Genomic DNA, 21,574 nt, shown 5'->3' with positions numbered 1-21,574 from the left:
CCGGAGCACTGTGCGGCTCCGTGCTGCCACGATGGCCACATGGAGCCGCCGAGGCGCGTCCTGGCGAGGTGGGTCACCTGGCCACTGGTGCCTGCGCTGATGCTGGGGACATTCGCCTCGGACGTGGCCCGAGCGGACGGCGTCCGGTCGACAGCCTTGGTGGCCGACGCGGTGGTGGTCGCGACGATGGTCGCCTGCTGGCTGGTCGGCCTGGTCGTGACGGGTCAAGCACCCGACCAACCGGCCGGCTGGGCGTTCCTCGGGCTCGGGACGGCGCTGGCCTGGAGCGCGTTCTGCGACGAGTACTCCGAGCTCGGCCGCCTCGACCAACGCGACGTACCCGCGTGGAAGCTCTTCGCGACCCTGGGTGACACGAGCTTCGTCTGGTGGTTCGTCTTCCTCACGCTGGTGCTGCTGTACACGCCACCGGGACCGCGTCGGGGGATGGCCCGCTGGCTCCCCACTGTCACGGTGTTCGCCGGGGTCGTGTTCCAGGTGATGGCCCTGCTGCGGTCCACCCCGCTGGACCGGCCACGCGAGGAGCTGTCCAGTCCGCTGGCCGTCCCGGCCGTCAGCAGCGCAGCGGAGCTGTTGGGCGCCGTGGCGCTCTACGCCCTCGCCACCTGCCTGCTGGCCTCGGTCGTGCTGCTGGTGGGCGCCTGGCGCCGCGCCGAGGGAGAGACCCGGCGCCAGCTGCTCTGGCTGGTGGCCGGCGCGCTGCCCCTCGCCCCGGCCGTGATCGCGGCCTTCGTCGTCTCCGTGACCGATCACACCGAGGTCGCGGCTCTCGTCCTCGGCGCGGCGATGGTCTCGTTGGTCGTGGGTGCCGGTCTGTCGGTGCTCCGCTATCGCCTGTACGACGTGGAGCGGGTGGTCACCGAGTCCGCGGCGTGGGCCATCGCCTCTGCCGCAGTCCTGCTCGCCTATGTCGCGGTCGTCGTCGTGGTCAGCCGCAGCTCCTCGATCGACGCCGGGTCCCGGCCCACGACCATCGTGGCGACCCTGGCCGGGGTCGGCGTGGCGCGGGTCTCCTACCTGTGGGGACGGCGGGCGATCGGTAGACGGGTCAACCCGGCCCGGTTCCGCGCCGTCGAGGCGGTCCGGGCGGGACTCGCCCACCCGTCACCCGATCTCGACGAGCTCGTCGCGGGCGTGCTGGGACCACGGGCGCGCGTCATCTATCCGACCGCGACCGGCGGCTGGGTCACCTCCTCCGGTCTGTCCGCCGAACCATCGACCGACGGCGTGGACGTACGCCGGCACCAGGACCTCGTCGCGCGCCTGGAGTTCGATCCTCGCGAGAACGACCGCGAGGTCGTCGACGCGGTGGCCCGCGAGGCAGGCGCGGAGATGGACAACGTCGCGCTGCGGGCCGAGCTCGAACGGCAGGTGGCGCTGATCCGCGAGTCACGAGCCCGGCTGTCGACCGCCCACCTCGAGGAGCGCCGTCGCATCGAGCGGGACCTCCACGACGGCGCGCAGCAACGTCTGCTGGCGATCGCCCTGCACCTGCAGTCGGCGCGGCTCAACGGTGACAGCGCGGTGCTCGACGCCGAGACCGACCGGGCCATCGCGGAGCTGCAGTCCACCGTGCAGGAGCTGCGCAGCCTCGCCGCCGGGTTGCAACCCGCCGCTCTCGCCGGCGGTGGGCTGCTCGCCGCCGTCTCCGAGCTCGCCGCACGTGCTCCTCTGACGATCTCCTACGACGTGGTGGACGAACGCTTCCCGGCGGACCTTGAGAGCGCGGCCTGGTTCGTGGTCGCCGAGGCCGTGACGAACGCCGTCAAGCACTCCGGCGCACACCAGGTCGCGGTCCTGGTCCGCCGGACCCCTTCAGCGCTCTGCGTCGAGGTCTGTGACCAGGGCACCGGTGCCGCCGACGCCGCCGGCAACGGCCTGCAAGGGCTTGCCGACCGGGTCGCCGCCGTCGGGGGCTCGCTGCAGGTCTCCGACGCGGTCCCGCACGGCACCCGTGTCCAGGCGGTGTTCCCGTGCGCGTCGTGATCGCCGACGACTCCGCGCTGCTCCGCGAGGGCCTCGCCCGATTGATGTCGGAGGCAGGAGTGGAGGTGTGCGCGACGGTCGCTGACGCCGCGGCACTCTCGGAGGCTGTCCGCGACCACCAGCCCGACGTCGCGGTGGTCGACATCAGGATGCCCCCGACCTTCACGCACGAGGGGGCCGCCGCGGCGCTGGACCTTCGAGACGCCCACCCCGACCTGGGCATCCTGCTGCTCTCCCAGGCGGTCGAGACACACTTCGCCGCGCAGCTGCTGGACCGGCACGCCGAGCGGTTCGGCTACCTGCTCAAGGACCGGGTCGTCGATGTCCCCACGCTCATGCAGGCCCTGGCCACGATCGCCGCCGGCGGCACGGTGCTCGACCCGGAGATCGCACGGAGCCTCGTGCGCGCGCACACCCGCAACAACCCGCTGCTGGCCCTCTCCGACCGCGAGCGCGAGGTCCTCGGGCTGATGGCCGAAGGACGGTCGAACGCCGCCATCGCCGAACGGCTCGTGGTCTCCGGCAAGACGGTCGAGAGCCATATCGCCAACATCTTCACCAAGCTGGACCTGCACGACGCACCGGACGACCACCGCCGCGTGCTCGCCGTGCTGGCGGCCCTGCGCGACGTCGGCTGACGCCCTGCTCAGTGGGTTCGACCGCCCGACGAACCTGTGTCCCCCGGCCCCACCAGCCCGGTCTCGTAGGCCCGTACCACGACCTGCACCCGGTCGCGCATCCCGGTCTTGGTGAGGACGTGGGCCACGTGGGTCTTCACCGTTGCTCCACTGAGCACGAGCTCCGCGGCGATCTCCGCGTTCGAGAGCCCGCGGGCCATCAGCCTGGCCACGTCGAGCTCGCGCGGGCTGAGCTTGAGCCACTCCGAGTCCGACGATCCGGCGGGAAGGCGCTCGGCGAACTGCTCGACCAGCCGCCGGGTGACCGACGGGGACAACAGCGTCTCGCCGGATGCGACTGCGCGGACGGCTGCGATCAGACCGGCCCGCGGGGTGTCCTTGAGCAGGAAGCCGCTCGCGCCGGCCCGGAGCGCCGCGAAGACATACTCGTCGAGGTCGAACATGGTGAGGACCAGCACCCGTGGCGCGTCGGCTGCCCCACTCCGCAGCAAGCGGCGGGTGGCCTCGATCCCGTCCATCGCGGGCATCCGGACGTCCATCAGGACGACGTCCGGCGCCAGGTCGCGCGCCACCGTCACCGCGTCCACGCCGTCGGCCACCGATGCCACGACCTCGATGTCCGGCTGCAGGTCGAGGATCGTGGCGAATCCCTCCCGGACGAGCTCCTGGTCGTCGGCCAGCAGCACGCGGATCACGACGGCTCCTCCAGGGACAGGACCGCGCGTACGGCGAACCCGCGGTCGTCGGTGCAGCCGGCGGAGAAGGTCCCGCCCAGGGCGCTGACCCGCTCCTCCATGCCGCGCAGCCCGTTGCCGCGATCTCGGTGGGCCGCACGCCGGTCCGCCGATGCGCCGGGTCCGTCGTCCATCACCTCCACCGACACCGCGTCCGGTCGTCGGTCGATGACGACCCGCGCATGCGACGCGTCGGCGTGCTTGAGGACGTTCGTCAACGACTCCTGCACGATCCGGTAGACCGCGAGATCGGGGGCCGCCGGCAGCGTTTCCAGGGACCCGTGGACCTCGAGCTCCACCGGCAGGCCGGCCGCGTTGACCCGGCGCACCAGGGCGGCCACGGCGGCTGCGCCCGGGACCGGCTCGCGGGTCGCTTCGTCCTCGCGCAGCACGCCGACCAGGCGACGTACCTCGACGAGTGCCTCCCGCCCGGTCCGCTGGATCGACCGCATCGACTCCGCCGCGACGTCCGGTCGGGACGCGAGGGCCTCCTCGGCCGCCTCGGCCTGGACGACGACCACGCCCAGGGTGTGCGCGAGCACGTCGTGGAGCTCGCGGGCCACCCGCGCCCGCTCGGCAGCCGCGGCCGCCTCGGCCGAGTCCACGGCGCGTTGCCGGAGCTCGGCGACCAGCTGCCGCCGGGTTCGCACGTACGCGCCCAGCAGCCAGGCGGCGACGAGCGTGAGGTCCCAGCCGAGACCGTTGACGACGGCGGCGTACGTCGTGTTCTGGGGATTGCTGACCTCGCGGATCGTCGCGATGACGGGGATGGCGCAGAGACCGGCGATGGCGACTCGCCGGGTTCCGTGGACTGCGACGGAGTAGCTGAGCACCAGCGCGGGGAACAGGGAGCCGTTCCCCTCCGACGTACCGACCCAGAGGGCCTGCGTGACCAGGGCTCCCATGCCGATCGCGAAGGCGGTGCCCGGCCGGGTACGACGCACCAGCACGGCCGCGGCCGCCACGAGGTAGGTCGCCGAGACGACCCACCGCGAGCCGACGACGTTGGTGCTGAAGAGGTTCGGCACGAGCACGTCGACCTGGCCGAGCACGATCAGGGCTGCCGCCAGTGCGACATCGCGGCGGTCGACGCCCGCGAACGGGGCCATGTCTCATCGTAGGGCTCGGTGTGGGAGCCCGGCTCATCCTCCAGGATGAGCCGGTTCGCCCTGCGAGCCGATGTCGGCGGGCTCACGCGAGCCTACGGTCGTGGCACCCTGTTCGAAGGAGCCCGCCATGTCGCACCTGTCACGTCGTACCGCCGGCCTCGCCGGCCTCGTCACCGCTCCGTTGTGGATCGGCGTCACCGCGCTGGTGTCCTCGCTCGAGTGGGACTTCCTGCACTCGATCGGGTGGTCCGCCACGAGCTCGAACGAGGTGCCGTACCCCAGCGCCACCCTCCGTGGGGACGTCGGGCTCCTGCAGAGTCTCAACTTCGTGGTGACCGGCGTGCTGGTCGCCGTGTTCGCCCTCGGCTTCCGGCGCGAGTTCCGGCACCGGGTCTCGGGCTGGGTCGCGACCGTCGCGTTCGCGCTGTTCTCGGTGGGCGTGGTCATGAACGCCTCCCCCACCGACCTGCCCGGGGAGCCGACGACGTGGCCCGGCCACGTCCACGACTTCGGCTTCCTCGGCGTCCTGCTCGGAGTCCTGGTGGCCTACCCGGCGTCCGGGCTGGCCCTGCGCAACAACGACTCCTGGCGCGGGTGGCGGCTGCTCGGCTGGTGGCCGGCGCTCCTGGTCGCGATCGCGTTCACCAACCTCGGCCTGCCGGGCGACCTCGGCTTCATGGTGTTCGTCGGGCTGGTCTGGGCGTGGGTCAGCCTCATGGGTGGCCACCTGGCGAGCGTCGCCCGGACCGACGGCGCACCACGCAGCACCACGACCCTGCCCGACGCCGCCGCTCCCGGGCTCCTCTGAGACGGCGGGGCGGGGCCGCACCGGCCTAGGGGGCGGGCGGCGGAAGGATGCCGTTCTGGTGGGCGTACGCCGCGGCCTCGGTCCGGTCGGGATCGCCTACACCGTCACGGTCTCGCTCCTGGTCGCCTTCTCCCTCGGGACCGACGGCCGCACCACCCGATGACGGGGTAGCGCCCCGCGGCCGGGGTCGGACCTCACGACGCCTGCGCGACGGCGGCGGCGATCACCTCGGCGGTCTCCCGTGGGGCCTCGTCCGGCAGGAAGAACACCGCACCGGGCAGCACGACCAGGGTCACGTCGGGCGCGGCCGCGAGGAGCGTCCGCTCGCGCTCGGTCAGGCCGCCGTCCCCCTTCTCGGCGTGGACGACCCACGCCTTGGTTCCCGAGGCCGCGAGGAGTGCGGCGGGGTCCCGGTCCTCGGCGATGTAGTCCAGGTAGGTGCTCGACACCCGGAGCGCGTCGCCGGCCCGGTTGGCCTTCACGTCCTCGACCAGCTCCCGCTTGTGCACCTCGCTGGTCTTCGCGGACCGGATCATCAGGGGCATGACGCGGAACAGCAGGGCCATCGGCCACCGTCCGACCTTCTCGGAGGCCCGGACCACGCCGCGGAAGAACCAGGCCTCGTCCTCGGGGGTGAGGCTGAGCCCGAGCAGCACGATCGGACCCTGGAACTGCCCGGACAGCGCCATGTCCAGGGCCACGGTGGCGCCGTGCGAGAAGCCCGCGACCACGCTGCACCCCTGGTCCCGGGCCAGCTCGGCCGCACGGCGGGACAGGGCGGGGATGGTCACGTCCTCCGCGATCGGCGCGCCGGCCATGCCCGGCAGGGTCGTGGCCACCAGGCGAACACCCGACAACGCCGGCTCCGCCATCACCAGGTCGAACGACCGGGCCGCCATGGCGCCACCCGGCAGCAGCAGCACGGCCGGCGTCGCGTCCGGGGGCCCCGAGGTCACGATCTCCCAGGCTTCCCTCACGGACAACCTCCTCGCGGCTCGCTCGAGAGGTCTCGGGGCCTCGCTCGTGGCGGTCGGTGCGCGAGCTCGGCGCAGGCGTCCGCGTCGCCATGGCCCCAGCTCGCAGTGTTCTCCAGCTGAGGTCGAGGAGGCAATGCCGAAGTCGGGCCAGCCCGCCCGCGGGCCATCGAAGGTTCACCTCAGCCTCTCTTCAGCGGTTGCTCAGCACCACGGGAGAGGCTGGGGCGCGCCCCGACACCAACCTCAGGTCGCCGTACGCGCCGCCCGAAGCCCCCGAGAGGAGCAGGACCATGTGGGACGTCCTCGGAACCGCCGCCGGCCCGCCGCTGTCACACGACATGCCTTGCCCCTACTGCGGGCACGGAGGACACCTCTACCTCCCCTGCTCGGAGACCTGCGGCTGCACCCCCGTCGCCATGCCCGGGACCCTGGAGTCGACGCCCGCGGCGTGACCCGGTGGTTGGATGACCACCCGTTCCTGTACCGACGTGTCACCGAGGACGTCGCGGCGCTCGGGCTCCCTTCGCCGCGCTCTACCTCTCCATCTCGAACAGCGCCCCGTCCACCTTCAGCGAACCCCTCAACCACACGCGGGCGCTCTACTTCACCACCACCGTGTTCGCCAGCGTGGGGTTCGGCGACATCACCGCAGAGACCGACCGCTCCCGGGCCCTCGTCAGCACCCAGATGATCCTCGACCTGGTCATCCTCGGAGCCGTGGTGCGCCGGCTCGTCACCGCCGTGCGCACGAGACTCCACAGATCCGGGACCACCAGGACGACCCCGAACCCCTGACGCACGGACCCCTGGGGTCGGCGAGAGGTTGCCCGTCTCCCACAGGTCAGGCCGTGACCTAGGTCATCGGGCCCGGGGACCTTGACCTCTGCCGCACCCCCGGACGACCGGCGAATCATGTGAGTCGAGGGGCCGCGCTGCCCCCTCCGCGCGGACGCGGCCACCGACGCTGAATCGAGGTGTCCCATGGCGACGATCGCGACCGGCTCGCCGACGACCCGCTCCGACGGGGAGCGCCACCACCGATGGTCGGTGGCCCGGATCACCGGCCTGGCCTATCTCGGCCTGGCCGCCTGCGGCCTCACCGGCCAGCTCATCAGGAACGAGCTCGACGCCCCAGACGCCGCAGGCACCCGGGCGAACCTCGTCGCCCACGAGGGACTCGCGCGACTCGGGATCGCGGCCGACCTGGGCAGCGTGCTGACCCAGGCGCTGGTGGCCGTGGGCTTCTTCGTGCTGTTCCGGCACGTCCACGCGGTGGCCGCCGCCTGCGTCACCGCCTTCGGCCTGGTGAACGCGGCGATGATCCTGGTGGCGACCGTCTTCTCCACCACCGCGCTGGACACGGCCCTCGGCGGCGGTGCCGGCTCCCTGGACCGGACGATGCTCTTGTCCGACCTCCAGCACACCGCCTGGCTGACCGGAGGGCTGTTCTTCGGCCTGTGGCTGATCCCCATGGGCTGGCTGGCCGTCCGGTCCGGATCCATGCCCCGCGTGCTCGGCTGGACCCTCGTCGCCGGTGGCGTCGGGTACGTGCTGAGCACCTACGCCCAGGCGCTGCTGCCCGACACGTCGTGGCCTGCCGACCTCCTGCTCGTGCCCGCGACCGTCGCCGAGCTCTGGATGATCGGCTACCTGCTGCTCAAGGGCATCGCGGACGCCGGCGACCCGGTCGACGAAGCCCGCTGACCGGCGTCTCCGTCACTCGAGGAGAGCCCGCCTCCGGAGCTCCTCGAGGAGGGCGGCAGCGCCGGTGAAGCGGACCGCGTCCATGCCGGCGGCGCGACCGGCGTCGACGTTGCGGGGGCTGTCGTCGACGTACACGACGCCGTCGACCGGGTGCCCGAGCCGGCGGGCCAGGATCCGGAAGATCTCCGGGTCGGGCTTGGCGACGCCTTCCGCGCCGGAGACGACGACGTCGTCGAAGCGGGCGAAGACGTCGGGGAACGCCTCGGGTCCGTGGTGGATGGTCTCGGCCGACCAGTTCGTCAGGGCGACCAGCCGTACGGCGCGTTCGTGCAGGGCGCGCAGGACCTCGGCCGTCCCCGGGACCAGGCCCGTGAGCGCGTGGGCGAAGTTGGGGCGGTAGGAGGTGATCTCCTCGGCGAGGTGTGGGTGCGTGGCCAGGGCCGCGGCCTCGGCGTCGGCGAAGGACCGGCCGGCGTCCTGGGCCTGGTTCCACGCGGCGAAGTCGAACTCGCCGCCGTGGACGAACCGCTCGGCCCGCTCCAGCCCGACGGCCGCGGCGACCGCCGGCACGGGATCCCACTGCACGACCACTCCGCCGAGGTCGAACACCACCGTCGCCATGCCTGGCCTCCCCCATGAGTCGTCCGAGTGACCCGCACGCTACCCGTCACGCTCATGTCGTCGCGGACGACAGGGGGGACCATGAGGGGATGAGCGAACGCGAGGAGTTCATCACCTGGGTGCAGACGGTCCTCACCGACGCCGAGGTGGCGGTCCACAACGGCGACGCGGCGCCGCGCCGGGCGGTCTGGTCACGCCACGACCCGGTCACGGTCCTGGGCGCGTGGCGCAACGCCGCCGGTCAGGCGGAGATCGACGGGCTGTTCGCGCACCTCGCCACCAGCTTCTCGGCCTGCACGTCGTACGAGCTCGAGCTCCTCGAGGCAGAGGTGCTCGGTGACGTCGCCTACACCGTGGCGCTCGAGCACACGTCGGCGTCGGTCAACGGGGTGCCCAGCACGTACACCCTGAGAGCGACCCAGATCTACCGGCGGGAGGACGGCGCGTGGAAGGTGGCGCACCGGCACGGGAGCGCGCCGCCGGCCTGATCCGCAGCGCGACCGGCGCCGCACGCCTCCGATGAGTTCCCGCAGCGACGCAGGTCCTCACGTGCGCAGGGAGGGTTCGAGAACGACGAGGAGAAGGCGCGATGGGTGAGCTGCACGTCAACATGAACATCACGCTCGACGGCGTGATCCAGGCCAACGGCGGCCCCACCGAGCAGGACGCGGACTTCGAGTACGCCGGCTGGGAGCGCCCGTACGGCGACGAGCAGTCCGGCGCGCAGATCATCACGGACGTGCAGGGGTCCGACGCGCTGCTGCTGGGCCGCACGACGTACGACATCTTCCGCGCCTACTGGCCGGGCAAGACCGACGACATCGGGCGGGCCTTCGACCGGGTGCCGAAGTACGTCGCGTCCCGCGGCACGCCGGAGCTGTCCTGGGACGGCAGCACCCAGGTCACCGACGCGGGCGCCGAGGTCCGCGAGCTGCGGGAGCGGCACGAGCAGATCCACACGTGGGGCAGCGCCGACCTGCTGCAGACCCTGTTCCGCGAGGGCCTGGTCGACCAGGTGAACCTGTGGGTGTGCCCCGTGGTGATCGGGCAGGGCAAGCGGCTCTTCCCCGAGGGCACGACGCCCAGCCGGTTCGAGCCGGCCGAGCCGCCACGGGCCTTCCCCGCCGGGGCGATGCTGCTGCGCTACCGACGCCTCGAGGGCCCTCCAGAGACCGTCTGACGCTCGCCGTCGGTGCCCGAGGGGACCCGGTCGGCGTCGGCCATGGTCGGGACCTGCTCGCCGGCCTCGACCGCGAACGGCAGCGTGTTGGCCGCGGGTGGCAGCGGGCAGGTGACGAAGTCGGTGTAGGCGCAGGGCATGTTGATGGCGCGGTTGAAGTCGATGGTGACCGTGCCGTCGGGTGTCGGCGGCGCGACCAGGATCTGCCGGTTCGCGGGGTACGTCGTCACGCCCGAGGTGGCGTCGCGGAACAGGATCCACAGGCTGCCGTCGTCCTCGCCCCAGGCGACGAGGCGGTGCCCGGCGCCCTCGTGCTCGAAGACGACCTCGCCGACGGCGTCGGGGGCGGCGACCGGCTCGTCGTACGGCTCGAACCGGCCCGACAGGACCCACCTGGCGTCCGCGGGATAGCGGGGCGTGCCGCGGTAGGCGCGCAGGGTGGCCGAGTCCGGGCGCCGGGGGCGGACGATCGCCGTGCCGCCCCGGTCGGCGACCTCGGCAGTGCCGCCGTCGAACGAGATGGTCAGGCCCGTGTAGTCCAGCGGACCGAGGACGTGCGGGCCGGTGGTCAGGACGTCGTCGTCGAGGGTGAGGGTCTCGCCCGGGGCCAGCGTGACCGTGGTGCCGCGCTCGTCCTGGCACCACTGCCCCGGCACGTCGGTGAAGCGCTCCGGGGTGGTCGACAGCCAGTGGATGGCCGTGATCGCGAGGTACCCGACCGCGGACCGCAGCCGCTCCTCGCGGCGGTCGGCGTAGGCCTGCCAGTCCTGCAGGAAGTCCGTCACGGGCACATCGTCGCACCCGGGGTGAACGCGCAGCGAGGGCCTGACGCCGCCCCGCCTTCCGTCGTACCGTGCAGGTCCACGCGACCCGGAGGAGCATCCATGCGCAGCGAGCTGTTCGGCACGAACCTCGAGTCGGCCACCACCGACCGCTTCACGTTGCAGAACTCCCGCATGCTGCGGGTCGCGCTCGACGGGGAGGTGATGGCGCGGCAGGGGTCGATGGTGGCCTACCAGGGCGAGGTCGACTTCGCCTACCAGGGCTCCGGCGGCATGGGGAGGATGTTCAAGAAGGCGTTCACCGGCGAGGGCATGTCCCTGATGAAGGTCACCGGCCGCGGCGACGTGTTCTTCGCCGACGACGCCATGGAGATCCACCTGGTCAACCTCGAGAACGACTCGCTCACCGTCAACGGCAGCAACGTCATCGCCTTCGACTCCGCGCTCACGTGGGACATCAAGCGGGTCGAGGGCGCGTCGATGATGGCCGGTGGCGTCTTCAACACCACCTTCACCGGCACCGGGACGGTTGCGATCACCTCGCACGGCACCCCGGTCGTCCTCAACGTCGACGCCCCGACGTACGCCGACATCCAGGCCGCGATCGCCTGGTCGACGTCGCTGACCACGAGCGTGCGCCGTACGGCCGGAGCGGGCGCGCTGATCGGACGCGGCTCGGGCGAGGCGTTCCAGCTCGTCTTCAACGGCCAGGGCTTCGTCGTCGTGCAGGCCAGCGAGGGCCGGATCGTGGCTCCGCACAGCCACTGAGAGCCTCGGCCTCTCTCACGGATCGGCGCTCATCGCCTCGGAGAGCCGCGCGAACAGGCAGCCCACGCGGGCGGCCAGGCGCCTGGAAGAGGACCGATCGGTGCCCACCGCGCGGACCATGGTCCCGTGCCGCGACCGGACCGGGCGTGCATCCTGTGAAGGTGGGTGCGTTCGCCGACGCGCATGTCGTGGTCACCGGAGGCTCGAGCGGGATCGGGCTGGCGTTCGTGCGCCGGGTCCTCGACCTCGGGGCCCGCGTCTCCGTGATCGCACTCGACGACCCCGATCTCACGGCGACGGAGGCAGAGCTCCGCGACCGGGGTGCGCCGTACGTCGTCGCGCCGGCCGACGTGGTCGACCGGAAGCAGGTCGCCGCGGCCGTCGCGCACGCCACCGAGGCGCTGGGGGCGTGCGACGTGCTGCTGACCAGCGCGGGGATCGCGCACCCGGGCTACTTCGAGCGGCTCGACGACGAGATCTTCCGGCGCACCATGGAGGTCGACTACTTCGGCACGCTCCACGCCCTGCGCGAGGTCGTCCCGTCGATGATGGCGCGCCGCGCCGGCAGCGTCGTGGGGATCTCGTCCGCGGCCGGCCTGGTCGGGATCTTCGGCTACACGCCGTACGCCCCGGCGAAGTTCGCGGTGCGCGGGCTGCTGGAGGCGCTGCGCTGCGAGCTCGCGCCGTACGACGTGCACGTGGGGTGCGTCTGCCCGCCGGACACCCGGACCCCGCAGCTGGACTACGAGAACCGGTTCAAGCCGGCCGAGACCCGAGCCATCTCGGGACAGATCAAGCCGATCACGGCCGATCGCATGGCTGCCGGGATCGTCCGCGGCGTCGAGCGTCGCGAGTTCCTGATCACGACCGACTGGCAGACCCGGCTGCTGGCCCGCACGTCCGGGCTGCTGCGGGGGACCTACTTCGCCGCCTTCGACCGGCGCGTCCGCGCGGCGCGCGAGGGACTCAGACCTCCGGAAGCATCGTGACCAGCAGGGTCGCCCCCAGGCCGAGGCACCAGAGGTTGATGACGAGCTCGGCCCGCATCGGGCCCGAGGTGCGCAGGAGCCGGTAGAGCCCGTTGTCCACGTTGAGCGTCACGTCCATCAGCCCGAGGAAGATCAGCGCGCCCGCGGCGACCAGCGCGAAGCCGACGCCGTAGTCGGCGCCGGCGAGCAGCCCGACGGCAGCGAGCGCCGCGCAGATCGACATGAAGCCGTCCGCGACCGGGAAGGAGCGCTCGAACCGGATGTACCACTCCTCCTCGACGACGTTCACCGACCCCCGGACGAAGAAGTCCACCCAGTAGGCGACGGTCACGACTCCGGTCAGGAGCAGCAGGGCCGCGAGCAGGGTGGTCATTGGTCCGCAACCGCCCCGCGGGTCGTCCCGACCAGGTCTCGGGCGGCGGCGACGATCCGGTCGACGTGCGGCAGCACCTGCCGCTCACGGGCGCGGGCGTACGGGATGGTGCCGTCGCAGGTGACGCGGGCGAAACGTGCGCCGATGCCGTTCTCCGCGACCGGGCCGCGATCTCGCCGGACAGCCCGCCGCGGCGGTAGTCCTCGTCCACGACCAGCACGTGTCCGGTCGCTGCCGCGAGCGCGAGGACGGCCGGTACGTCGACCGGTGCGGCCGAGCGCAGGTCGAGCACGGCGGCGTCGAGTCCCCCGGACTGCAGCTGCTCGGCCGCCGCGAGCGAGCGGTGCACCCCCACACCGAGGGAGATGATCGCCAGGTGGGAGCCGCCGCGCCGCAGCGCGGCCTGCCCCAGCTCGACGGGCTCGACCGGGTCGGCGACCTGACCGGTGGTGCCGGCGTACGGGACGTCCAGGCCGACGATCGACCGGGCGCTGCCGCCGACCACCTCCAACCACTCACGGGCGAGCAGCTTGTGCTCCAGGTACACCACCGGACCGGGATGGCGCACCGCGGCGAGCATCAACCCGGCGGCGTCGGCGGGGGTCGACGGCACGACCACGACCAACCCGGGGATCCCCGACAGCAGCCCCCACAGCGCCTGCTGGTGCTGGCCGCCGTCGCCGTACCCGCCGCCGCAGGCCGCCCGGACCACCAGCGGTGCCGTCCAGTCGCCGTTGCTGAAGTCCGCGAGCTTGGCGACGTGGTTGACCAGCATGTCCATGGCGACGGGGACGAAGTCCACGAACATGATCTCGACGACCGGTCGCAGGCCGGCCATGGCCGCGCCCAGGCCCGCACCGAGGATCGCGGACTCGCTGATGGGGGTGTTGCGGACCCGGTCCGGGCCGAACCGGAGGTAGAGCGAGCGCCGCATCATCCGCACGTCCTCGCCGAGCACGAGGACGCGACGGTCCTCCGCCATCGCCTGCGCGAGCGCGATCTCGATCGCTGCGGAGAAGGTGAGGCTAGGCACGGGTCGCCTCCTCGGTCGCGGCCGCCACCGCCGCCCGGATCTCGTCACGAGCGGACTGCTCGACCGCGGCGGCGACGTCGGCGGGGAGCCGGGACCGGAGCAGGTCGAGCGGGTCGCGGCGCCGGTGCAGGCCGTCCAGCCGCGCCGCGGCAATGGTCCGACCGACGCCGAGCACCGCCCGGAGCCGGCTGGCCAGCGCTGCTCCGTCCGGATGGCGCACCGCCTCCAGGAGCGGGGCGGTCTCGCTCCGCAGCACGCGTGCGTCGTTGGCGACCCGGACCAGCGGGTCGCCGAGGAAGTGACCCTCCAGGCGGTCGACCCGCGCGATCAGGAAGGTCGGGCCGCCGCCCCGGCGGGCGCGGCGTACTGCCCTGCCCGCGGCCCGCCACACGGCCACGGCGTCGCGCCCGTCCACCCGCACCGCGCGGAGTCCCAGACCGCGTGCCCGACGCACCAGGCCGCCGCCGAGCACGTCGCGTGAGCGGGTGGTCACCGCCCAGCGGTTGTCCTTGCAGACGAACACCACGGGCAACCGCCAGACGGCGGCGAGGTTGAGCGACTCCATGACCATGCCCTCGTTCACGGCACCGTCGCCGAAGAACGCGAACGCGACCCGGCGGCGATGCTCCTGCTGCGCGGACAGGGCGAAGCCGCACGCCACCGGAGCCGGTGCTCCGACGATGCCCGTCGACGCGACCAGGTGCTCCCGCGACAGCAGGTGCATGTGCCCCGCCGATCCCCCGTCCAGCCCGTCGGGGTCGCCGAGCAGCTCGCGGACGATCGCGTCGACCGGCACACCCCGGGCAACGAAGGGCGGGGTCGAGCGGTAGTCCACGGACAGCCGGTCCCCGGGTTCGAGGTGGGCGAGCACACCGACCACCGCGCCCTCCTCCCCGGCGCCCAGGTGCATCTCGCCGGAGATCCGTCCGTCGCGCCACAGCCCGGCGATCGCCTCCTCCGCCAGCCGGACCCGGCACATCTGCAGGTACAGCTGCTCGAGATCAGGCTGGTCGGCCACGGTCGTGATCCTTCGTCGGCGTTGCCGCCAGCCTCGCGCCCGGCACCGGGGGCGGCCAGTGCCGAAGGTCCGTCGCCGCGGTGCCCAGCGACCCGGCGCATTCCGGCGACCGGCGTATTCCGGGGTCGCGCCGTCGGTGCGTCGCCACGTGCTGCGCGACGGTCGTGTCGCATCATGCAGGCACGAGTGTCGATGGTGGGGGGACCATCGGCTCTGGAGGGCCGCGAGCCGGCAGACGAGGGTGGAGGCATGAGGCAGGGTCTGTTGCGCACCGGGCTCGGGACGATGGTCGCCTTGCTGGCGCTGGTCGGCTGCTCGTTGTCACCGGCACCGGAGCGGGCCGACAACGGCCATGACGGCGCCATCGCCCCGGCCGCCTCCCGCCCGACGCTGTCCGTCGGGCAGCCGGCCTGGGTCACGGTGTCGGTGGCAACCCTCTGGCGGTCTCCGAGCTCGCCGCGCCAGGCCGATGCGCCGGCGTTGGCCCACCCCGCCAGGATCGGGCAGTGGCTCGCCGGCATGACCGTGGCCCAGCGACGTGCCCTGTCGGGCCGGGCCGACACCCAGGCGCTGCTCGGCGACCGGGTGCGTGTCGTGCAGCTGCGCGAGGGGTGGGCCAGGGTCGTGGTCCCGTCGCAGCCGAGCCCGCTCGACGCGCGCGGCTACCCGGGGTGGGTCCCACGCCGCCAGCTCACGGCCAGCCGCCCGGCGGCCTCCGCGACGCGGGCGACCGTGGTGAACCGGACTGCCTGGCTGCTCACCGACCAGTCGACGCCGTCGCGGCTCTTCCGGATCAGCTTCGGAACGCGGCTCCCCGTCGTCGGACTGCCCCAGGGGTTCGTCCGCGTCGTCACACCGGAGGGAACGGTACGACGTCTCGCCCGGTCGGCCGTCGTGGTGCACGAGGCCGGCCAGCCGGCGCGTCCGCCCTCGCGCAGCAGCCTGGTGAGCACCGCCGAGGTCTTCCTCGGCCTCCCCTACCTGTGGGCCGGCGCGTCCGGGTTCGGTGTCGACTGCTCGGGGTTGACGTGGCTGGTGTACCGCGTCCACGGCATCACCATCCCCCGTGACGCCTCGGCCCAGGCCCGGCACGGCTCCGCGGTCTCGGTCCTGCGGCGCGGTGACCTGAGGTTCTATGCGCGCGACGGACGAGTCCACCACGTGTCGATGTACGTCGCCCCCGGGACCATGATCCACGCGCCCGGGACCGGGGAACGCGTGCAGGAGGTGCCCACCTCGACGTTGAGCCGGGAGTACGTCGGCGCCCGTCGTTACTGGCCCTGAGCCGGAGCCGGCCCTCCCCGGCAGTCCCGCACGTCCGGCGGCGAGCCTCGTCCCGGCTTGACCGTGGGTCCGCCCGGCTCGTCGTCCACGCCGGCGCGCCCGTCCTTGCCTCCCGAGGGACTCCGGCCGGGAGCCAGGCCGGAGCAGCCAGGTGTCGGTCCGGACGTCGAGGTCGACGGGGTGGTCGACGGCGTGGAGGGCGGCGTCCCGGATGGAGTGGCGGGCGGCCCGGTTGACCCCGCGTCGCTGCTGGGGTGGCCCGTGCCCGACAGGATCCCGCCCGCGGGACTCGAGGCCGACGCCTTCACCTCGACCCACGGTGGAGGCAACGATGGCGCACCGGAGTCCCGCAACGGAGCGTGGGAGGTCGGGACGGGGGGAGTGTCACGAACGGCGCCCGGGAGCACCGAGCCGCCGGCGTCCGGCGCGCCCACCGCGGCCGGCTCGCTCCGTCGGACGAGCACGTCCATCGCCGCCAACGGCGCGCCCGAGGGACTCCGGGACGTCGTCGCCGGGCCGGGAGTCCGGCCGGCCGTCGAGCCGTCGCCGTCCGGCTGGGTGAACAGCAGCCAGGCACCGAGCGCGGCCACCATGACGAGGCCGGTGGTCGCCACCACGGCGACCAGGACCCCGCGCCACGCCCAGATCGACGGCGAACTCCGCTTTCCGGACATTTCGGAACGATCTTAACCTCACGCGGCGCGGTCCGCTCCTCCGAGCAGCCCGCTACCGTGGAGGGGTGGCGGACGACATCACGGACAACGACACCCGCACCGAGCTCGACCGCGTCGAGGCACAGATCGCGGACCTCCGGCAGACCGTCCGCGACCTTCGGGCCGGTCTCAACGACGCGGGGCCGACCGACCCGCAGGACCGCTCGCTCGTCCTCAGCCAGGCCGAGGAGCAGGAGGCGATCATCGGCCAGCTCGAGCGGCGCCGCGACCACCTCCGCGACCGGCTCGGCCCCGGCTGACGAGCCCGCGAGCTAGAAGTCCCGACGGCTGGGCGACTGGGTCTTCGCCGGGTCGCGCTCGATCACCGGGTCGACGATCTCGTCGATCGCCTTCATCGTCGCCTCGTCCAGGCGAACCCCCGACGCCTTCACGTTGTCGGTGACCTGCTCGGGACGGCTGGCTCCGATGATCGCGGCGGAGACGTTGTCGTTCTGCAGGACCCAGGCGACCGCGAGCTGGGCCATGCTCAGCCCGGTCTCCTCGGCGACCGGCTGCAGCCGCTGCACCCGCTCGAGCACGTCGTCCTGCATCCAGCGCTTGATCATGTCCGCGCCGCCCTTCTCGTCGGTCGCCCGGGACCCGGCCGGCGGCTGCTCGCCCGGCTTGTACTTCCCGGTGAGCACGCCCTGCGCGATCGGCGACCAGACGATCTGGCCGATGCCGAGCTCGCGGCTGGTGGGGATCACCTCGTCCTCGATCACGCGCCAGAGCAGCGAGTACTGCGGCTGGTTGGAGACCAACGGGACGTGCAGCTCGCGGGCGAGCGTGTGCGCGGCACGGATCTCCTCCGCGCGCCACTCGCTGACCCCGATGTAGAGCGCCTTGCCCTGGCGGACGACGTCGGCGAACGCCTCCATCGTCTCCTCCAGCGGCGTCTCGTGGTCGTAGCGGTGCGCCTGGTAGAGGTCGACGTAGTCGGTCTGCAGCCGGTCCAGCGAGGCGTTGATGCTCTCCATGATGTGCTTGCGCGACAGGCCGTGGTCGTTGTGCTGGCGCGGACCTGTCGGCCAGTACACCTTCGTGAAGATCTCGAGCCCTTCGCGCCGCTGCCCCTTCAACGCGTTGCCGAGCACGGTCTCCGCCGCGGTGTTGGCGTAGACGTCCGCCGTGTCGAAGGTCGTGATGCCCTCGTCGAGGGCCTGCCGCACGCACGCCGTCGCCGCGTCCTCCTCCACCTGCGACCCGTGCGTCAGCCAGTTGCCGTACGCGATCTCCGAGATCTTCAGTCCACTGCCACCGAGGTTCCGAGTCTTCATGCCTCCGACCCTAGTGACCCCGATCCAGCGCTCCGGTGTCGCTGTCGGCCGGCGGCCGCGAACTCTGTGCACGCAACCTCGCCACCACCGTTGCCGACGGGTCCTGCTTCACACCTCGGGCGCGTCTGCCCGCGGATGAGCCAGAGGAGACGCACATGCTTCGCACCACCGCACGATCCGCCTCGGACCCCGCGCGCAGCGTCGAGGACCTCGGCCGCTGGTGATGGTCCGCGAGGGCTACGCCTGGGCCGGCTCGTCGTATCGACGCGGTGGCTACGGGGTCCGGATGGCGGCCGCCGACACCGAGTCCGTACGCCGCCTGTTCGTCGACGAGTTCGGGCGGCCCGGCCGGACCCTGCTGCACGGCCAGTCCTGGGGCGGAGACGTGGCGGCCAGGTCGCCGAGACCTGCGCGTGGTCTATCAGTACTACTGCCGGAACCTGACGCGCCCGACCGAGCAGGCTCCCGGAGCGCACCCTCGAGTCGCACCTGCGGTTCGCGGTCTTCACCTTCCTCGACATCGTCTCGACCCGGCTGGACGGCCGGAACCCGTTCGGCAACCGGGGCGTGACGTACGTCGGGTCGCACGACGACCGGGCTCTCAACGCCGGGGTGGAGCGGTTCGGCCCGGACCGTACCGCCGTCCGCGACCTGTCCTGGGACAGCGACCTGACCGGTCAGGTCACGCTGCCCACGCTCACCGTGCACGCGATCGACGACCCCACGGCGTTCGTCGAGCACGAGGCGGCGTACCGCGCGACCCGCGGGGGCGCCGGCACGGCGGGCTCCCTCGTGCAGACCTTCACGCAGGAGTCCGAGCACAGCAGCCTGAGCGACTCGGAGTACGCCGCCGCGGTCCGGGCGCTCGCGGCCTGGAGCAGCACCGGCCAGAAGCCGACGCCCGCCTCGGTCGCCGCGAGCTGCCCCGCCACCGACGCGACGTACGGTCCGGCTGCTTCTTCGAGCCGGACTTCCGTCCGGGCTCGGCCCCGGTATCGTCACGCCCGTGAAGCCTCCCCACCCGTCGTACGAGCAGCTGGCCGCGCTCCCGGCGTACGCCGAGCAGCCGGTCCCGATGGCCTTCGAGGACGCCAACGGCCACCTCAACGTCCGGCACTACACCGGCATCGCCAGCGAGGGGCTCGACGAGTCGCTGGTCGCGCTGGGGATCCCGCACAACTGGCCGGCCCGCGGGCACGCGTGCTTCTCCGCCGAGCACCACCTGACCTACCTCGCCGAGATGCGCACCGGCGACATGATGTCGACCCGCGTGCGGCTGCTCGGTCGCTCGGAGCGCGCCGCGCACGCGCTGGCCTACCTGCTCGACGAGTCGCACCAGCGGCTGAGCTTCGTGATGGAGGAGATCTTCCTCCACATCGACATGGAGACCCGTCGTACGGCGCCGTGGCCCGAGGACGTCGCCGCCGCCCTCGACAAGCGCATCGCCGAGGACGCCACGCTGCCCTGGGCGCCGGACGTCTCCGGATCCCTCGCGCTGCGCTGAGGGCCTCTGCATGGAGTTCTTCTGCTACCACCGCGACCGCGCCGGGTCGACGCCGCTGCGGGTCGCGATGGCAGAGCAGCACTGGGCCTACATGGACCGGTTCGCGACGACGATGATCGCGCGTGGGCCGACGTACGCCGACGACGAGACGCTCACCGGCAGCGTGCACGCGCTCGACCTGCCCGACCCCGCCGCGGCCCGGGCGTTCGCGTTCGGGGAGCCCGGCTACCAGGCGGGCGCCTACCGCGACGTGCTGGTGCGGCGCTGGCACAACGCGCTCGGGCGGACCATGTGGGACTTCGAGGGCATCGGCGCGGAGCGGTTCCTCGTGCTCGGGTTCACGCTGGAGCCGGCGGAGGCCGCGCCCGCGCCGCCGCCGCGGGACGACCTGATCGCGTACGGGCCGCTGCTGTCCGACGACGGGTCCCGGCTGCTCGGGATGGCCGTCCTGCTCGAGGCGCCGGACGCCGACCGGGCGCGGGAGGTGCTCGACCCCGACCGCTTCGTCGGGACCGAGGTGCACCGCTGGACCGTCGGCGGCCGTCCGGGCTGACCCGACTACGCTCGCGGGAGCGACGAAGGGAGACCCCATGAGCGAGCCGGGCAGGGCGTCCGACGTGCGCCGGGCCGGCGTGCTGCTGCACGTGACCTCGCTGCCGGCGGCGCCGGACCGGGAGACCGGTGACCTGGGCGACGAGGCGTACCGGTTCGTCGACTTCCTCGCCGCGACCGGCTGCTCGGTCTGGCAGGTCCTGCCGCTGGTGCCGACGCACGAGGAGAGCCGCTCGCCGTACGACGCGCCGTCGGCGATGGCGGGCAACCCGGCACTGATCAGCCGGGAGCACCAGGCCGCCCACGGCCTCGGCGACCGCACCGCGCTGGACGACCGGCAGCGGGAGGCGTTCGCCGCGTGGTGCGACGAGCACGCCGACTGGCTGGACCCGTACGCCGAGTTCACCGCGCTCCGCGAGCGGAACGACCACGCGCGCTGGACCACCTGGGAGCCGGACCTGCGGGACCGCGACCCGGACGCCGTACGCGAGGCTCTCGGGCCGTTGGAGGACCGGCTGCGGGACCTGCGGTTCGAGCAGTGGGTGTTCGCCGTGCAGTGGGCCCGGCTGCGGGAGTACGCCGCGTCGAAGGGCCTCCTGCTGTTCGGTGACCTGCCGATCTTCGTGTCCCTCGACAGCGCCGACGTGTGGGCCTCGCGCGGCCTCTTCCAGCTCGACCAGGAGGGTCGGCCGACCACGGTGACCGGGTGCCCGCCGGACTACTTCGCCGCCGAGGGGCAGCGCTGGAACAACCCGCACTACGACTGGGACGCGATGGCGGCCGACGGGTTCGCCTGGTGGCGGCGCCGGATCGCCCGCCAGCGCGAGCTGTTCGACCTGGTCCGCATCGACCACTTCCGCGGGTTCGAGGCCGCCTGGCACGTGCCGGCGGACGCGCCGACCGCACGGGACGGCTGGTGGGTCCGCGCACCGGGCACCGAGGTGCTGACCGCGCTGGTCGACACCGCCGGACCGGGGACCCTGGTGGCCGAGGACCTCGGCGTGATCACCCCCGAGGTCGAGGAGCTCCGCGACCGCTTCGGCCTGCCCGGCATGAAGGTCCTGCAGTTCGCCTTCGACGGCAACCCGGACAACCCGTACCTCCCCCACCGGCACGGTGAGCAGAGCGTCGTCTACACCGGGACCCACGACAACGACACCACCGTGGGCTGGTGGAGCCAGCTCGACGACCACACCCGCGACCGGGTCCGCTCCTGCCTCGTCGACCCGGGCGAGGCGATGCCCTGGGCACTGGTCCGCCTCGCGCTGGCCTCCACCGCCCGGCTGACCGTCGTACCGGCGCAGGACCTGCTCGGGCTCGGCAGCGAGGGCCGCATGAACACCCCCGGCACCGGGCTGGGCAACTGGCGCTGGCAGGCCCCGGCCGGCGCCTTCGACCACGACCTGGCGGCTCGGGTCCGGACGCTGGTGGCCGAGGCCGACCGGCTGGCCTGAGCAGGTCGTCCGCCCCGCGAGGGTGCAGGACCCCTCCTGATGCGGACGAGCC

The 21,574-nt window shown here is 72.9% G+C and carries 23 protein-coding genes and 1 pseudogene; 14 read left to right on the top strand and 10 right to left on the bottom strand.

Annotation, left to right across the window (positions count from 1 at the left end; all coding sequences use genetic code 11):
• The first annotated feature begins 39 nt into the window (after positions 1–39).
• Positions 40–2,004, top strand: a complete 1,965-nt coding sequence (locus tag EKO23_RS09970; protein ID WP_134716760.1) for a sensor histidine kinase — start codon at positions 40–42, stop codon at positions 2,002–2,004.
• Entirely contained in the window at positions 1,992–2,642 is a 651-nt protein-coding gene (locus EKO23_RS09965; RefSeq protein ID WP_134716758.1) for a LuxR C-terminal-related transcriptional regulator, read from the top strand. Before EKO23_RS09970 ends, EKO23_RS09965 begins: the two co-directional genes overlap by 13 nt.
• A gap of 8 nt (positions 2,643–2,650) precedes the next feature.
• Here EKO23_RS09965 and EKO23_RS09960 read toward each other — a convergent pair whose 3' ends face one another.
• Positions 2,651–3,337, bottom strand: a complete 687-nt coding sequence (locus tag EKO23_RS09960) for a response regulator (RefSeq protein ID WP_134716756.1) — start codon at positions 3,335–3,337, stop codon at positions 2,651–2,653.
• Positions 3,334–4,485 carry a sensor histidine kinase gene (locus EKO23_RS09955; protein ID WP_134716754.1) on the bottom strand — a complete coding sequence of 384 codons (1,152 nt, stop codon included), beginning with the start codon at positions 4,483–4,485 and terminating at the stop codon, positions 3,334–3,336. The genes EKO23_RS09960 and EKO23_RS09955 overlap by 4 nt, the downstream gene beginning before the upstream one ends.
• A gap of 127 nt (positions 4,486–4,612) precedes the next feature.
• On the opposite strand from EKO23_RS09955, the gene EKO23_RS09950 reads away from it, so the two are divergent.
• A complete protein-coding gene (locus EKO23_RS09950; protein ID WP_167880407.1) occupies positions 4,613–5,293 on the top strand; it encodes a DUF998 domain-containing protein in 681 nt (226 codons plus the stop codon).
• A 194-nt stretch (positions 5,294–5,487) separates the two neighbouring features.
• Here the strand turns inward: EKO23_RS09950 and EKO23_RS09945 are convergent, their stop codons facing one another.
• On the bottom strand, positions 5,488–6,270 hold the full coding sequence (locus EKO23_RS09945; RefSeq protein WP_134716750.1) for an alpha/beta fold hydrolase: 783 nt from the start codon (positions 6,268–6,270) through the stop codon (positions 5,488–5,490).
• Positions 6,271–6,813: 543 nt separating this feature from the next.
• On the opposite strand from EKO23_RS09945, the gene EKO23_RS09940 reads away from it, so the two are divergent.
• Positions 6,814–7,065: a potassium channel family protein gene (locus tag EKO23_RS09940; protein WP_134716748.1), complete on the top strand. Its 252-nt coding sequence runs from the start codon at positions 6,814–6,816 to the stop codon at positions 7,063–7,065.
• A 186-nt stretch (positions 7,066–7,251) separates the two neighbouring features.
• The gene (locus EKO23_RS09935; RefSeq protein WP_134716746.1) at positions 7,252–7,974 is read left to right on the top strand and encodes a DUF4386 domain-containing protein; all 723 of its coding nucleotides are present in this window, start codon (positions 7,252–7,254) and stop codon (positions 7,972–7,974) included.
• 12 nt (positions 7,975–7,986) lie between these two features.
• Here the strand turns inward: EKO23_RS09935 and EKO23_RS09930 are convergent, their stop codons facing one another.
• Complete coding sequence (locus tag EKO23_RS09930; RefSeq protein ID WP_134716744.1) at positions 7,987–8,595, bottom strand: HAD family hydrolase; 609 nt, start codon at positions 8,593–8,595, stop codon at positions 7,987–7,989.
• 89 nt (positions 8,596–8,684) lie between these two features.
• On the opposite strand from EKO23_RS09930, the gene EKO23_RS09925 reads away from it, so the two are divergent.
• The gene (locus tag EKO23_RS09925; RefSeq protein ID WP_134716742.1) at positions 8,685–9,083 is read left to right on the top strand and encodes a nuclear transport factor 2 family protein; all 399 of its coding nucleotides are present in this window, start codon (positions 8,685–8,687) and stop codon (positions 9,081–9,083) included.
• A 101-nt stretch (positions 9,084–9,184) separates the two neighbouring features.
• Positions 9,185–9,775, top strand: a complete 591-nt coding sequence (locus tag EKO23_RS09920) for a dihydrofolate reductase family protein (RefSeq protein WP_134716740.1) — start codon at positions 9,185–9,187, stop codon at positions 9,773–9,775.
• Here the strand turns inward: EKO23_RS09920 and EKO23_RS09915 are convergent.
• Positions 9,739–10,560, bottom strand: coding sequence for a DUF1684 domain-containing protein (locus EKO23_RS09915; RefSeq protein ID WP_246051005.1), 822 nt, complete (start codon positions 10,558–10,560; stop codon positions 9,739–9,741). The two genes, EKO23_RS09920 and EKO23_RS09915, sit on opposite strands and share 37 nt — an antisense overlap.
• 99 nt (positions 10,561–10,659) lie before the next feature.
• Here EKO23_RS09915 and EKO23_RS09910 point away from each other — a divergent pair, with 99 nt between their 5' ends.
• The gene (locus EKO23_RS09910; protein ID WP_134716736.1) at positions 10,660–11,325 is read left to right on the top strand and encodes an AIM24 family protein; all 666 of its coding nucleotides are present in this window, start codon (positions 10,660–10,662) and stop codon (positions 11,323–11,325) included.
• A 161-nt stretch (positions 11,326–11,486) separates the two neighbouring features.
• Positions 11,487–12,314 carry an SDR family oxidoreductase gene (locus EKO23_RS25200; protein WP_167880406.1) on the top strand — a complete coding sequence of 276 codons (828 nt, stop codon included), beginning with the start codon at positions 11,487–11,489 and terminating at the stop codon, positions 12,312–12,314.
• Here the strand turns inward: EKO23_RS25200 and EKO23_RS26120 are convergent.
• The 3 genes and pseudogenes from EKO23_RS26120 to EKO23_RS09890 all read right to left on the bottom strand — a co-directional run bounded on the left by EKO23_RS26120 (position 12,292) and on the right by EKO23_RS09890 (position 14,738).
• Entirely contained in the window at positions 12,292–12,687 is a 396-nt protein-coding gene (locus tag EKO23_RS26120) for a hypothetical protein (RefSeq protein ID WP_134716732.1), read from the bottom strand. The genes EKO23_RS25200 and EKO23_RS26120 overlap by 23 nt on opposite strands.
• Before the next feature lie 100 nt (positions 12,688–12,787).
• A pseudogene (locus EKO23_RS26645) lies at positions 12,788–13,720 on the bottom strand (alpha-ketoacid dehydrogenase subunit beta); the annotation flags it as partial.
• Positions 13,713–14,738, bottom strand: a complete 1,026-nt coding sequence (locus EKO23_RS09890) for a thiamine pyrophosphate-dependent dehydrogenase E1 component subunit alpha (RefSeq protein WP_134716730.1) — start codon at positions 14,736–14,738, stop codon at positions 13,713–13,715. The gene EKO23_RS09890 and the pseudogene EKO23_RS26645, both read right to left, overlap by 8 nt.
• 249 nt (positions 14,739–14,987) lie before the next feature.
• On the opposite strand from EKO23_RS09890, the gene EKO23_RS09885 reads away from it, so the two are divergent.
• Complete coding sequence (locus tag EKO23_RS09885) at positions 14,988–16,022, top strand: C40 family peptidase (RefSeq protein WP_217702558.1); 1,035 nt, start codon at positions 14,988–14,990, stop codon at positions 16,020–16,022.
• 739 nt (positions 16,023–16,761) lie between these two features.
• The gene (locus EKO23_RS09880) at positions 16,762–16,995 is read left to right on the top strand and encodes a hypothetical protein (protein WP_134716726.1); all 234 of its coding nucleotides are present in this window, start codon (positions 16,762–16,764) and stop codon (positions 16,993–16,995) included.
• A gap of 12 nt (positions 16,996–17,007) precedes the next feature.
• On the opposite strand, the gene EKO23_RS09875 is transcribed toward EKO23_RS09880, so the two are convergent.
• The gene (locus EKO23_RS09875; protein WP_134716724.1) at positions 17,008–18,012 is read right to left on the bottom strand and encodes an aldo/keto reductase family protein; all 1,005 of its coding nucleotides are present in this window, start codon (positions 18,010–18,012) and stop codon (positions 17,008–17,010) included.
• A gap of 677 nt (positions 18,013–18,689) precedes the next feature.
• Positions 18,690–18,944: a hypothetical protein gene (locus EKO23_RS25680; protein WP_175582682.1), complete on the bottom strand. Its 255-nt coding sequence runs from the start codon at positions 18,942–18,944 to the stop codon at positions 18,690–18,692.
• Positions 18,945–19,018: 74 nt separating this feature from the next.
• On the opposite strand from EKO23_RS25680, the gene EKO23_RS09865 reads away from it, so the two are divergent.
• Genes EKO23_RS09865 through malQ form a run of 3 tightly spaced genes read left to right on the top strand, consistent with a single transcriptional unit; the run spans position 19,019 to position 21,522 of the window.
• The gene (locus EKO23_RS09865) at positions 19,019–19,516 is read left to right on the top strand and encodes a thioesterase family protein (protein ID WP_134716722.1); all 498 of its coding nucleotides are present in this window, start codon (positions 19,019–19,021) and stop codon (positions 19,514–19,516) included.
• Positions 19,517–19,526: 10 nt separating this feature from the next.
• Entirely contained in the window at positions 19,527–20,069 is a 543-nt protein-coding gene (locus EKO23_RS09860; protein WP_134716720.1) for a YciI family protein, read from the top strand.
• Between the two features lie 37 nt (positions 20,070–20,106).
• Positions 20,107–21,522, top strand: a complete 1,416-nt coding sequence (gene malQ / locus EKO23_RS09855) for a 4-alpha-glucanotransferase (protein WP_134716718.1) — start codon at positions 20,107–20,109, stop codon at positions 21,520–21,522.
• The last annotated feature ends 52 nt before the right edge of the window (positions 21,523–21,574 follow it).

Origin of the sequence: Nocardioides guangzhouensis (genome assembly GCF_004519545.1) — a bacterium.
GTDB lineage: Bacteria > Actinomycetota > Actinomycetes > Propionibacteriales > Nocardioidaceae > Nocardioides > Nocardioides guangzhouensis.
Note: the sequence above shows the minus strand (reverse complement) of the source record. Positions and strands in the feature narration are given on the sequence as shown.

Excerpts from the sequence above, each read along its gene's own strand:
- EKO23_RS09970 (WP_134716760.1), top strand. The coding sequence starts at position 40 with ATGGAGCCGCCGAGGCGCGTCCTGGCGAGGTGGGTCACCTGGCCACTG.
- EKO23_RS09955 (WP_134716754.1), bottom strand. The coding sequence starts at position 4,485 with ATGGCCCCGTTCGCGGGCGTCGACCGCCGCGATGTCGCACTGGCGGCA.
- EKO23_RS09950 (WP_167880407.1), top strand. The coding sequence starts at position 4,613 with ATGTCGCACCTGTCACGTCGTACCGCCGGCCTCGCCGGCCTCGTCACC.
- EKO23_RS09935 (WP_134716746.1), top strand. The coding sequence starts at position 7,252 with ATGGCGACGATCGCGACCGGCTCGCCGACGACCCGCTCCGACGGGGAG.
- EKO23_RS09930 (WP_134716744.1), bottom strand. The coding sequence starts at position 8,595 with ATGGCGACGGTGGTGTTCGACCTCGGCGGAGTGGTCGTGCAGTGGGAT.
- EKO23_RS09925 (WP_134716742.1), top strand. The coding sequence starts at position 8,685 with ATGAGCGAACGCGAGGAGTTCATCACCTGGGTGCAGACGGTCCTCACC.
- EKO23_RS09920 (WP_134716740.1), top strand. The coding sequence starts at position 9,185 with ATGGGTGAGCTGCACGTCAACATGAACATCACGCTCGACGGCGTGATC.
- EKO23_RS09910 (WP_134716736.1), top strand. The coding sequence starts at position 10,660 with ATGCGCAGCGAGCTGTTCGGCACGAACCTCGAGTCGGCCACCACCGAC.
- EKO23_RS26120 (WP_134716732.1), bottom strand. The coding sequence starts at position 12,687 with ATGACCACCCTGCTCGCGGCCCTGCTGCTCCTGACCGGAGTCGTGACC.
- EKO23_RS09885 (WP_217702558.1), top strand. The coding sequence starts at position 14,988 with ATGAGGCAGGGTCTGTTGCGCACCGGGCTCGGGACGATGGTCGCCTTG.
- EKO23_RS09875 (WP_134716724.1), bottom strand. The coding sequence starts at position 18,012 with ATGAAGACTCGGAACCTCGGTGGCAGTGGACTGAAGATCTCGGAGATC.
- EKO23_RS09860 (WP_134716720.1), top strand. The coding sequence starts at position 19,527 with ATGGAGTTCTTCTGCTACCACCGCGACCGCGCCGGGTCGACGCCGCTG.
- malQ (WP_134716718.1), top strand. The coding sequence starts at position 20,107 with ATGAGCGAGCCGGGCAGGGCGTCCGACGTGCGCCGGGCCGGCGTGCTG.